The following is a 12,180-nucleotide window of genomic DNA, read 5'->3' as shown; positions in this document are numbered from 1 at the left end:
ATTGCGTTTTAAAAAAGACTTAGAACTTAAGCTTAGGCCTGCACGAAAAGAAGACCTAAAGGAAATTCTAACTATAGAGCGTCTATCTTTTCCCACTCCCTGGCAGCCAAGTCATTTTTTTGCTGAGCTTTATAAAGAGAATGCCCATTTTTGGGTGCTTTTAAAGGGAGAAAAGATTATCGGGTATACTTGCTTTTGGATAATTCAGGACGAGGCGCATCTTGCTAACGTGGCCATTCATCCGTCTTTTCGTGGTAAAGGCTATGGTTCTTTTCTTTTTATTCATTTTTTGCGCTTCCTCAGGCGAAAAGGAGTAAAGAGGGTTTTTTTAGAAGTACGCGAAAGAAATAAGATTGCCCAACGCTTTTACGAGAAGTTTGGCTTTAAAAAAGATGGAATCCGGAAAAATTACTATCAGGATACCAAAGAACATGCCATTTTGATGCACAAATGTTTATAATATTTTTAGAATCCCACCAAAAGGAGGAAAAAGATGGGGGTAAAAGTAGGCATTAACGGTTTTGGTCGTATTGGTAGGGGTATATTCAGGGCCCATCTTAAGTATCCAGAATTCAAGGATATTGAGATTGTTGGCATAAATGACCTTACTGACACGAGAACATTGGCGCATTTGCTTAAATACGATTCACTCTTTGGCACCCTGCCAAACAAAATCGAATACACAGAAAATTCTATTATTGTTGACGGCAAAAAGATAAGAGTTTTTTCAGAGCCAGAGCCAGGGAAAATTCCTTGGGCGGAGGTTGGCGCTGAGTATGTTATTGAATCCACCGGCCGTTTTACTGATGCCAATTTGGCCCGGGCCCACCGGGAAGCCGGGGCCAAAAAGGTCATTATTACGGCTCCTGCTAAAAATGAAGATTTCACCGTAGTGCTTGGAGTTAACGAAGACGATTACGATCCTATCAATCACCACGTAGTGTCAAATGCCTCCTGTACCACTAACTGCTTGGCTCCAGTGGCCAAAGTTTTGCTTGATCATTTTGGCATTAAGCGGGGGCTTGTTACCACGGTACATGCCTATACCAATGATCAGCGCATCCTTGATTTTCCACATAAAGATTTGCGCAGGGCACGTGCCGCAGCAGTCAACATGATTCCCACCAAAACAGGCGCAGCTGCAGCTGTGGGCAAGGTAATTCCTGAGCTTCAGGGCAAGTTTGATGGCCTGGCGGTAAGGGTTCCCACTCCTGATGTCTCTTTGGTGGATTTGGTAGCAGAGCTTGAGCGTGAAACCACGGTAACTGAAGTGAACGAAGCCTTCAAAGCTGCCCAGAGCCGCTATCTTGCTTATACCGAAGAGCCCCTTGTTTCAACGGACTTTTTAGGAGATCAGCACTCAGCCGTGGTAGATGGCCTTTGCACCAGAGTAATTGAAGGCCGTATGGTCAAAGTTATGGCCTGGTATGACAACGAATGGGGCTATGCCAACCGGGTGCTTGATTTAATCCTTTATATGGAATCCAAGAAAGTTTAATTTTTGGGGGCCCGGGTTCCCGGGCCCTTGCGGAGGTAGCATGAAGACAGATACTTTTACCTCTAAAGCCCTCATCGCTAACCTGAAAGAAACCGCTGTTAAAGAATTTCCTATCCCCGAAGAGCATTGGGTTCTTCTGGAAGTGGTAAGCGGATACCAAGGTTTAGAGGCCCAAGCAGTTTCCCTTATCAAGGAGATTAATCACCCCTATCGTAATTTGCGCCTGGTTATTGCAGATTTGCGTTCATTTATTCTTAAAAATTTCCGCGTGATTGCCAAAAAAGAGAAAGGCCCCCAGGCTTTAGAGGTTGCAGCTAGCATTTTGCTTGACATCATACAAAAGGAAAAAACTGACGAGATAATTAAGCAAGCTGCAGAAGCTCTGTTGGCCATCTTGGACAAGATGGCAATTTCTCTTTCTTCTCCTGATATTTCTCGATTCTGGCAGGTTTTTGAACTTGTCTTTTCAAGTTTAAAAAGGCTTCCTTCTCACAAATTACTCCATTTTTTGAGGAGTTATTTCTCTTTTAAAAAGCTAGCCAAAAAACTCCTTACCAAAGAAATTAGCCCTGCTGAGAAAGAGCTTTTGGCGGATTTCCTAAGTTACACTCTGAAAGTTACTTATGAATACTGGCTTTCAGAGCTAGACCCTGCAAAGTGGATAGAAGACGAATGTTTTTGTGCTTTAGGGCCACGCAGTAAGGACTATTTTGTTTTGGTTGAGCCAATCTCTCATGAGAGCCTAAGAAAATATCTCAAAACGCTAGAGGAGCTAAAAGAAAAAAAAGACCTTGAAGCATTACTTTTACTCCCTGATTATCTTGATATCCTGCGTTTTTACAAGGACTTGCCAGACAAGGTCAAGGCCCTTTCCCACGGGACTGATACTGAAGACCCCTTTCACAATATCAAGATTCTTGTGCTTTTTAAAATCGTAGAGACCCCGGGTACAGAACCAATTCATGAAGACGCTTTGCAGCAGATAAATCGTGAGCTAGTTCAGATGATAAGGCGTGAGCCTTCGGAGACTCTTGATGATTTTATTATCAGGGCCTTTGCCCTTCTCAAAAAAAATATCAGGCGTTACCCGTGGACAGCGCTTCAGTGTATTCGCAATATGGGTTTTGAAATTCTTGACAGGGGGGATCCTCGTTTAGCAGAGCTATTCCTTGAAGAAGTGGTCAAGTTTGGTTTTCAGCCTCCTGAGATAAAAGGCGTTGATAAAGAATGGCATCTCATATGCAATCCAGCTCATATTCTCAATATCAGGACCTGGCTTGATATTATTTCGCACCATCCCAAATGGTGTACCACGCTGCTTTCGGCCCTGATTATTAACTTGCAACTAGCAGGGACCTGTATTCGGGATACGGATCTTTTCCAAAAGGACGTATCAAAGCTTTTGAATAGCGAGATTGAACCGGTGTATAACTTGGTTAAACAATTTTGCCGCATTTTGCCGGTTTATTACAACGAAATAGGGGCAGAGGGTCTTTTAAGAGATGTTTCCACAGAGCTTGACGAAATCCATTCCCGGAAAGACGAACTCATACATTTTTTGCGTAAGCAGAGCCACGTTGAAAGTTCCAACCTAATCATTGATTTTATCGAAGCAATTTTTAATTTCTGGCTCACCAAAGACAAAAAACCGCTAAAGCCTTTTATTCCCTTTGAATTATACGAACGCTTGCCCACCACTGGACCATATATCGATCCGGTTCATGAAATTCTGGTAGCGTTCTGGCAAAAGGCCAACATCAGCAAGTTTCAGGATTTGCTTCCCTTAAAAGAAGAAGAAATCGAACAGATTCTTGCCGGGATTAATGCCCCGGAGAAAGAAAAACGGCGCGTTTTTCTCTTGATAAAGATGTATCAGCTTGAAGTACAAAAATACGGCTTTGATTTGTACGAACTTAAATCATACCTTGAGCAATCAAAGGCCTGGGGTTTTGAAGGAGTAGATAAGCTTCTTGAAGCATTGGAAAAAGGTAGCCGCAATGAAAAACTCGAAGCCCTGTTAGACTATTTAGAATACTTACAGGGGATAATTCTTTCGCCCCAAAAGTTTAATCCCCGCGAAGATATTTATTTTAAAAGACATATTGCTGCTAATATTCCTTCCATGTATGGCAGGTACCACGAAAAGAAGTTCGACGCCCTGGGGCTTACTTTTAGGCTCGAGGCCCTTGCCAATGTTTTATTTGAAGAGCTTGTGGCGGAAATTGACATTCCTTTTATCACGCGCTCGACCTTTTTTAAAATTTTAAAGATTCTTACCTACTTTCGCAGGGCCCTTCAAATAGAAGGAATTAGCTCTAAAAAATTCAATACCTATTTAGACTTACTTCAGGCTTCTCTTGTGGTAAGACGTTTCACTTATACGCAATATCTTGACATTTTTCGCGGATTACTTGAGGGGGTAAAAGACATAGCCAAGGTTTACTACATTAGTCCTCACCGGGAGAACCTGGCTATTATTTTGCGCCAGCTTGGGCGCAAAAATCTTTTGCCTAAATATCTGGCTGGGCACGAAAATCTTTCGGATGAGGAATTTTTCCATAGGGTTTCTGAGCGATTTATCAGGGATTTGATCGCACAGGCCTTTGGGCTCCAGGCTCTTGATAATTTTGTTGGAAGACTTTACCGCACCCTTCTTGAACAAAGGGAAAAGCTCTCACAGGAAGACTTGGATCTCTTAATGACCTATGATCCAGGCCGTGCTATTTGTCCCATTTATAAACCAAATCCCCTTACACAGGACCTCATCCATTTGGGCAACAAAGGCCATAATCTTTACCTATTGGCAACTTTAGGTATGAAAGTGCCTCCTGGGTTCATAATCACCACAGAGGCTTTTCGCTGTTACCGCGTAATAAAAAGATATCAAGCCACTTATGAAGATTTTCTCAGTCAAATACGCCAGGCCCTTAACCAGGTAGAAAGTCTAACTGGAAAACGATTTGGTGATCCCGAAAATCCCCTTTTAATTTCAGTGAGAAGTGGTGCTGCCATTTCTATGCCAGGCATGATGGCCACGGTTTTAAACGTGGGGAGCAATATTGAAATTATTGAAGGGCTTGCGCGCAAAACAGGTAATTTATGGTTTGCTTGGGATACTTATCGTCGTTTCCTGCAGAGTTGGGCTATGGCACATGGAGTGGAAAGAGAAACCTTTAACCGGCTAATGCGTGAACACAAAAACATTTATAAGGTCAAGAAAAAAAGAGAATTTAGCGGTGAGCAGATGCGCGAGCTAGCCCTCAAGTACCGCGAAGTAGTTAAAGAAAAAGGGGTCCCTCTGGTAGACGACCCCTGGGAGCAGCTCCTTATTTCCATTGATTTGGTTTTTTCTTCGTGGAATTCAGAAAAGGCGCGAGCTTATCGCCAGCTAATGGGAATTTCTGACTATTGGGGAACCGCTGCAATTGTCCAGGCTATGACCTTTGGGAACCTTTCCCTTGAAGCAGGGACAGGGGTTGTTTTTACCGCACCGCCTTTTGGAAAACTTTCCCGGGTGGCCCTTTGGGGGGATTATACTCCCGGAAATCAGGGAGAAGACATCGTTTCAGGGCTTGTTACCACCTATCCCATTTCTATTGAACAGAAGAAAAGAGAAGGCCGGGCAGATGAGCCTTCTTTAGAGGAAAAATTCCCTGAAATATACAAGTCCCTTTACAATATTGCCCAAGACCTCATTTACAACAAAAAGTGGTCTCACCAAGAAATCGAATTCACCTTTGAAGGCCCTGAGCCCGAAAAACTTTTTATCCTCCAAAGCCGTGATATGGTAACCAAGGAGGAGCGTCCTCGTATCAAGGTCTTTGTACGGACGCCTGCCTTGGAGAAGTCTTTTATTGGTCGTGGTATAGGGGTTTCTGGGGGAGCACTTTCCGGTCGCGTTGTTTTTACCTTGGAAGACATAAACGAATTACGCAAAGAATCTCCTGTCACGCCTCTTGTTTTACTTCGTTTTGATACCGTTCCTGATGACATCAAAGAAATTAGTGCGGCTGATGGACTTTTGACGGCAAGAGGTGGGCAGACTTCACATGCTGCTATTGTGGCCTCACGACTAGGTAAGACTTGTGTAGTAGGGTATGAAAACATGAGCATATACGAAGAAAAACGCTATGCCCGGCTTGATGGTCATATCGTTAAAAAGGGCGATTGGCTTAGCATAGACGGGGTTACTGGCCACGTTTACCTCGGCCGCCACGAGGTGCGCGAAGCAGCAGGCTTCCCTGAAGTGAGCAGCGTTTTTTAATTGCTAAGCAGGCCTTCCTGCTATTATAAATTTAGGTGTACATCTTTTTAAGAAAAAGTGAACTCTTAATGCTATGAAAGGAGGGTTTGATGCGGATAGAAATTAACGAACCACTACCTATGAAGTTAGGTATTAATGGCTTGGGACGTATTGGTAAGCTAACCCTTTGGCATCATGTGGCGCGCAAATCTTTTCAGGAAATAGTGGTCAACCTGGGCCGCAAGGCAGGGACATCTCTTCAAGACATAGCCAATTATATCGAAAAAGATTCCACCTACGGATGGCTCCCCGTTTATCTTTACGGGCATAAAGCCGAGCGAGTCATTGAAAATTTAAATGAAGACGAAGGTACGATGACCATAGACGGGGTCCCTGTGCGGATTTTGAGGGAGAAGCGAAATCCTGCTGAAATTGGCTGGAAAGAATACGGAGTGCGTCTGGTGGTGGATTCTACCGGGCGTTTTCGTGATCCCACTGCTTCTCCTGAGACTTCAGGTGGTGCCCTGCGAGGGCATCTTGTTTCAGGGGCAGAAAAAGTCATATTATCAGCACCTTTCAAGATAAAAGACAAAGAGCTTGGGATGCCAGATGATGCGGTAACCGTGGTTTATGGCATAAATGATGGCGATTTTTTGCCTGATAAGCATCGGGTTATCAGTGCCGCCTCATGCACCACAACCTGTCTGGCCTATATGATCAAACCTTTGCTTGATTATTTTGGGGTTAACCGCATACTTTCCGCCTCGATGGTCACGGTGCATGCCGCCACTGCTTCCCAAGCTGTGCTTGATAGAGTGCCCAAAGCAGGAGCTACGGATTTACGTAAAATTAGAAGCATCTTTAATAACATAATTCTTACCACTACCGGAGCTGCCAAGGCTTTATCCTTGGTCATTCCCGAAATGAAACAGGTTGGCTTTATTGCAGAGAGTGTACGCATTCCTACCAACACCGGAAGCCTTATTGTGCTGGTGGTTAATATCCAGGATGAAAGCCTTGAAAATCGCGTTACCAGGGAAGTTCTTCATAATATTTATGAAGAGGCGGCAAACGGGCCTTATCATCCTTATCTTAAATTCACCTTAGAACAAAATGTTTCTGCTGACATCATTGGCTATCCAAAGGCGGCAGCTATCATAGAGGGATCTGAAATCCATACCAGGACCGGGCTGGTACGGGTAGATTTAACCAAGGCCTGTGGCCCTGATGGGCAGAAACTTGAAGGGCTTACCTGTGCCCAAATAGAAATTCCAGTGACTCAGGCGGTAATTTATGGCTGGTATGATAACGAATTTGGGTCTTATACCAATATGCTTGGAGAGTTAACCCTCCATATAGCCCAGCAAATGCTTTAGGAGGGAAGACTATGAAAATAATCGACGAAATTCCTGTTGCGGAAAGGCGGGTTTTTTTAAGGGTCGATTACAACGTACCCCTTAAAGAAGGAAGGGTTGCTGATGATTCCCGCTTAAGAGCTACTTTTCCTACCATCAAATATGCGCTTTCTCAGCGAGCAAAAATAATCCTTGCTTCCCACCTTGGGCGTCCAAAGGGAAAAAGGGTTCCTGAGCTTTCTTTGGCTCCGGTGGCCCAAAGACTTGCCGAATTACTTGAGCAAGAAGTAAAATTTGCTCCCGATTGTGTGGGAGAAGAAGTTGGGGAACTTGTTTCCACTCTTAAGCCAGGGGAAATCCTGCTTCTTGAAAATTTGCGTTTTCATGAGGGTGAGACCAAAAACGACCCGGAATTTGCCAAAGCCCTGGCACGGCTTGCAGATGTTTACGTAAACGATGCTTTTGGCGTGTGTCATAGGGCCCACGCATCGGTGGTAGGAATTACAGAGTATGTCGAAACTTGTGGGGCGGGGTATCTTCTTGCCCGTGAGGTTAAATATCTTTCAAGCTTCCTTGAAAATCCACAAAAACCAGCGGCGTTGGTCATTGGCGGGGCTAAGGTTTCCACCAAAATAGGGCTTTTGATGAATCTCTTACCACGTATCGATAAGCTCATTATTGGTGGGGCAATGGCCAACACTTTTTTGATAGCCGAGGGGTTTAGTCTGGGAACTTCTTTTTACGAAGAAGAACACCTAGAAGAAGCCCGTAAGATACTTTCTGCTGCTCAGGAAAAGGGTGTAAAGGTATATCTTCCCGTGGATTTAGTAGTGGCAAACTCTAAAGAGGCTGAAAAAGGAGAAAACGTTAGCATTTTCGAAGTACCAGAGAACATGGCAGCTTTTGATATCGGGAAAGAAACCCGCAAACTTTTTACCCGGGCCTTAAGTGGACTTGGTACGATGGTGTGGAATGGCCCTTTGGGGCTTTTTGAAAATCCGGCTTTTGCCAAAGGCACTATAAAAGTAGCGCGTAAGGTTGCGGCAGAAAATGCCATTACCATGGCAGGGGGAGGGGACACGTTACGGGCGTTAAAAGAGGCTGGCGTATCTCGCGCTTTTTCTTATCTTTCTACAGGAGGCGGAGCTTTTCTTGAATTTTTAGAAGGAAAAGTTCTCCCTGGTATAGCAGCGCTTGAGAAGAAATAACGAGGAGGCAAGACATGAAGAGGAGACCCTTAATTGCAGGAAACTGGAAAATGTATAAAACCGTACCTGAAACACTGGCGTATATTGAAACCTTTAAGCCTCTAGTGGCTGGAGTTGAGGATAGGGACATCATGCTTGCTCCTCCCTTTACTTCGTTAGATGCGGCGGAAAGGGCCCTTGAGGGGTCAAACATTGCCCTGGGAGCACAAAATTGCCATTATGCCGATGAAGGGGCCTTTACCGGTGAAATCTCACCCCGCATGCTTGCGGATATCGGGGTAACCTATGTTATTTTAGGGCATTCTGAACGGCGGCATCTTTTTGGTGAATCTAACGAACTTATAAGAAAAAAAGTCGAAAGTGTTTTGCGCTATGAACTTATTCCTATTCTTTGTATTGGTGAAACCTTAGAAGAACGCGAGGCTGGTAAAACACTTTCAGTGCTTGAGAGCCAACTAAAAGAAGGTCTGGCTGGTTTTTCTGCTGAAGATCTTAAAAATCTCGTAATTGCTTATGAGCCCGTTTGGGCCATTGGCACAGGAAAAACTGCTACCCCTGAGCAAGCCCAAGAGGCCCATGCTTTTTGTCGTAAAATACTGGCTGAGATGTTTGGTGAAGATTTCTCTGAGAGGACAAGAATTCTTTATGGGGGTAGCGTAAAGCCAGAAAATGTTGTAGGTCTAATGGCACGTCCTGATATAGACGGAGCCCTGGTAGGAGGGGCTTCTCTTAAACCGGATTCTTTTGCCAAAATAGTTAATTTTGGGAGGATGGAATAGGAATATGTTTACGGTTCTGGTAGTTGTGCACGTAATTGTCTGTATCTTCTTAGTAGGTGTTGTTTTGGTGAATGTGAGCAAGGGCTCGGAAGTAGGGGCCGTTTTTAGTGGCAGCCAGGCTATCTTTGGGGGAGCTGGCCCTGGAACATTTTTAAACAAAGTTACCACAGTCCTTGCTATTTTATTTTTTACTACTTCTTTGGCACTTACCTATCTTTCAACAAAGCGCACAAATACTATCATGAACGAAGTGCCAAAGTTAGAAATACCTGCACCGCAAAAAGCCCCCGCTCCGCAGGTACCTACTACTCCTGAATCAAAGCCTGAACAGGTACCTGTTCCTACTCCCCAGCAAGGTAAATAAGAAAAAGGCAGGCTTAAGCCTGCCTTTTAACTACTTTGCAAATCTTTTATCGCTTGTCTGGCTTTTTCTTTTGAATTGTAAGATCCAACCAACTGATATCCTGATTTTATTAAATATTCTTTACGCCACTCGTTAACATATATTGCCATAAAAATCGAGCCGCCCAGCTGTATTATGCTTACGGCTAATTCAGCATTGTACCTATCAGGAATAGCAACTTCAGCGAGAATACTTAGACTTAAAAAACACAGGGCAAGTAATAAGCCGTGTTTCCATAGCCTTTTATAGAAAAGATATAAAACGCCAAAAAGAAGTGCCCAAAGGTTAAAGCCATCTTTTACTATTTCAAATCCTTTAAGACTATGTTTATACACGTGCCACATAAGCTATCCTGCGTAATTATGTTACATGTGACCCTGCAAAATTTCCGAGATCAGTATTTGTAAGCGCAACTGTAGGGGATCCGTTCCCATTTTTCGAAACGAAAAATGGGAACGGATCCTAGACATAAGCAAAGTTGTTTTGCAAAGGTCTCATAATGTTTTTTAAAAGATCAGCTCTAATGCTTTTTAAGCTCTTTCTTATGGTTCTCTGGTAAGAAAATTTGATGATGATCAATTTCTAACGGTCTATCGCCGTCGAGGTTAAACAATTTGCGGGTAAAATCAACTACCTGTTGTCCGTCTTTATGATATCGATTTTTAAGGTAGATGATAGGGTCATGTAAAAGTTTGTTGACTAAAGATTTAGTTAGAATATCAAGAGCTTCAAGGTCTTCTTGGCAAAGTTTGGTTTTTAAATGAGAAATAGTTTTTTCTAGTTCTCTTTTTCTTATTTCTTCGGCTTTTTTCCGTAGGGCAACTATAGTGGGGTATATTTCTAATTGTTCTAGCCAACTCAAAAACTTTATAACTTCTTCTTCTATGATGCGTTCAGCTCTGATTGCTTCTTTTTGTCTAAAGGCAAGATTTTCTTCAACAACGGCTTTTAAATCGTCTATATCATAGACAAATACATTTTCTATGTCGTTAGCTTTGGGATCTATATCCCTGGGAACTGCGATATCGATAAAAAATAAGGGACGCATTTTGCGGGGGCGCATAAGTTTTTTTATCTGCTTAGCACTTAAGATATAGTTTGGAGCTCCGGTGGAAGAGATGACAATGTCAACCTTTAAAAGGTAGTCTTCTATTTCTTCAAGACTTATTGCTTCACCTTTAAAATGTTTGGCAAGTTCAATGGCACGGGCCAGGGTACGATTGGCAACAATTAGTTTTTCGATTCCTTGAGCGAGTAAGTGCTGAGCCGCAAGCTCAGCCATCTCTCCTGCCCCAATTAACATGGCCTTTTTGCCAGAAAGCTCGCCAAATATTTTTTTGGCAAGCTCAACGGCAGCATAGCTTACTGAAACTGCGTGGCTGCCGATACCAGTTTCAGAACGAATGCGCTTGGCTACGGAAAAAGTTTTGTGAAGAAGGCGATTCAGGATAACACCGGTTGCCCTTCTTTTAGCCGCGCGCCGGTAAGCATCTTTAAGTTGGCCAAGAATTTGGGGTTCCCCTAATACAAGGGAATCAAGCCCTGAGGCCACGCGGAACAGATGCCTTATGGTTTCTTCGTTATGAAAATAATAGAGATGAGGCTCAAAGAGGGAGATTTCTATGTCATTGGCACGCCCCCAGGCCTTTTTGCTCATTTCAAGGGCCGCCTGAGGCTCTCTCGTAACTAAATACAATTCAACACGGTTGCAGGTTGAAAGAAAAAGGGCTTCCCGCACCACTGGTATTTTTAGAAATACATCCAAGGGGTCTATATCTTTTCCAGCAAAGGCAAGTTTTTCTCTAACCTCAATAGGGGCGGTGCGATGATTAAGCCCGATAGCGATAATGTGATCTTTAACCGTGCCATTCGACATAGGTATGTGCCCCTGGAATGTAAAGATTTATAATAAAAAACGAGATTAGCCAAGCAAGAAAACCGATTAAAGAGAGCCAGGCGGCTTTTCTTCCCCGCCAACCTACTGCGAGCCTTTCGTGCAAAAGGGCCGCGTAGATAAGCCACATAATTAACGACCAGGTTTCTTTGGGGTCCCAGCTCCAGTAGTCACCCCAGGCCTTTTCTGCCCAGGCCGCTCCGGTGATAATGCCGACAGTCAACAAAGGAAAGCCTATTTTTAGGGAAATTTCATTAACCCGGTCAAGTACTTCAAGAGATGGTAGTCGCTTAAACCAACCACCTAGTTTTTTCTTTTTAATTTGGCGTTCCTGGATGAGATAAAGCAACCCACTTGCAGCCGCGAGAATAAAAAAGCCATATGAGATAAGAGATATAGCGGCGTGGATTGGGAGCCAGTAACTACGGAGTACCGGTGGAAGGGGAAAGATTTCTTTCGGGCATAACGAAGAATAAAGCATAAGAAGCGCGGCGATCGGTGTGATTACTGATCCCAGAATACGTACTTGTTTTAAGCGCTTTTCGATTATGAGATAGGCCAGCACAATAGCCCAGCTCAAAAAAGACGTTGCCTCAAAAAGGTTGGTAAGAGGGGGATGGCCCGCTTCGATCCACCGACTAATAATGCTCAGGGTGTGAAAACTAAATCCCAAAATCAGGGTATAAAGAGCGCCTTTGGCTGCCTCGCGTTTAAGGGTGTAGGCGTATACAAAAAAGCCTACCGTGGCGACGCAATACACAATAAGAGCAAGTTTAAAGAAAAGGATATTCATAAGCCAT

Annotated in this window: 10 protein-coding genes; 7 read left to right on the top strand and 3 right to left on the bottom strand. The window is 43.7% G+C overall.

Annotated elements, in window-relative coordinates; genetic code table 11:
- Position 1 precedes the first annotated feature (1 nt).
- The 7 genes from rimI to secG all read left to right on the top strand — a co-directional run bounded on the left by rimI (position 2) and on the right by secG (position 9,447).
- On the top strand, positions 2 to 460 hold the full coding sequence (gene rimI / locus H528_RS0102415) for a ribosomal protein S18-alanine N-acetyltransferase (RefSeq protein WP_022852756.1): 459 nt from the start codon (positions 2 to 4) through the stop codon (positions 458 to 460).
- Between the two features lie 33 nt (positions 461 to 493).
- On the top strand, positions 494 to 1,498 hold the full coding sequence (gene gap, locus H528_RS0102410; protein ID WP_022852755.1) for a type I glyceraldehyde-3-phosphate dehydrogenase: 1,005 nt from the start codon (positions 494 to 496) through the stop codon (positions 1,496 to 1,498).
- 40 nt (positions 1,499 to 1,538) lie between these two features.
- A complete protein-coding gene (locus H528_RS12335; protein WP_022852754.1) occupies positions 1,539 to 5,762 on the top strand; it encodes a PEP/pyruvate-binding domain-containing protein in 4,224 nt (1,407 codons plus the stop codon).
- 119 nt (positions 5,763 to 5,881) lie between these two features.
- Complete coding sequence (locus tag H528_RS0102400) at positions 5,882 to 7,117, top strand: glyceraldehyde 3-phosphate dehydrogenase NAD-binding domain-containing protein (RefSeq protein ID WP_028845734.1); 1,236 nt, start codon at positions 5,882 to 5,884, stop codon at positions 7,115 to 7,117.
- An 11-nt stretch (positions 7,118 to 7,128) separates the two neighbouring features.
- The gene (locus H528_RS0102395; RefSeq protein ID WP_022852752.1) at positions 7,129 to 8,304 is read left to right on the top strand and encodes a phosphoglycerate kinase; all 1,176 of its coding nucleotides are present in this window, start codon (positions 7,129 to 7,131) and stop codon (positions 8,302 to 8,304) included.
- Positions 8,305 to 8,318: 14 nt separating this feature from the next.
- Positions 8,319 to 9,083: a triose-phosphate isomerase gene (gene tpiA, locus H528_RS0102390; RefSeq protein ID WP_022852751.1), complete on the top strand. Its 765-nt coding sequence runs from the start codon at positions 8,319 to 8,321 to the stop codon at positions 9,081 to 9,083.
- Between the two features lie 4 nt (positions 9,084 to 9,087).
- On the top strand, positions 9,088 to 9,447 hold the full coding sequence (gene secG, locus H528_RS0102385; protein WP_022852750.1) for a preprotein translocase subunit SecG: 360 nt from the start codon (positions 9,088 to 9,090) through the stop codon (positions 9,445 to 9,447).
- 26 nt (positions 9,448 to 9,473) lie between these two features.
- Here the strand turns inward: secG and H528_RS0102380 are convergent, their stop codons facing one another.
- The 3 genes from H528_RS0102380 to ccsB form a co-directional block, all read right to left on the bottom strand.
- Positions 9,474 to 9,830 (bottom strand): DUF2628 domain-containing protein, encoded by a 357-nt coding sequence (locus tag H528_RS0102380; protein ID WP_022852749.1) that lies wholly within the window; start codon positions 9,828 to 9,830, stop codon positions 9,474 to 9,476.
- 176 nt (positions 9,831 to 10,006) lie between these two features.
- Positions 10,007 to 11,362, bottom strand: a complete 1,356-nt coding sequence (hemA, locus tag H528_RS0102375) for a glutamyl-tRNA reductase (protein ID WP_022852748.1) — start codon at positions 11,360 to 11,362, stop codon at positions 10,007 to 10,009.
- Positions 11,343 to 12,140 carry a c-type cytochrome biogenesis protein CcsB gene (ccsB, locus tag H528_RS0102370; protein WP_218969815.1) on the bottom strand — a complete coding sequence of 266 codons (798 nt, stop codon included), beginning with the start codon at positions 12,138 to 12,140 and terminating at the stop codon, positions 11,343 to 11,345. Before ccsB ends, hemA begins: the two co-directional genes overlap by 20 nt.
- Positions 12,141 to 12,180: the final 40 nt, after the last annotated feature.

This window comes from Thermodesulfatator atlanticus DSM 21156, from assembly GCF_000421585.1.
In the GTDB taxonomy this organism is placed as follows: domain Bacteria; phylum Desulfobacterota; class Thermodesulfobacteria; order Thermodesulfobacteriales; family Thermodesulfatatoraceae; genus Thermodesulfatator; species Thermodesulfatator atlanticus.
Note: the sequence above shows the minus strand (reverse complement) of the source record. Positions and strands in the feature narration are given on the sequence as shown.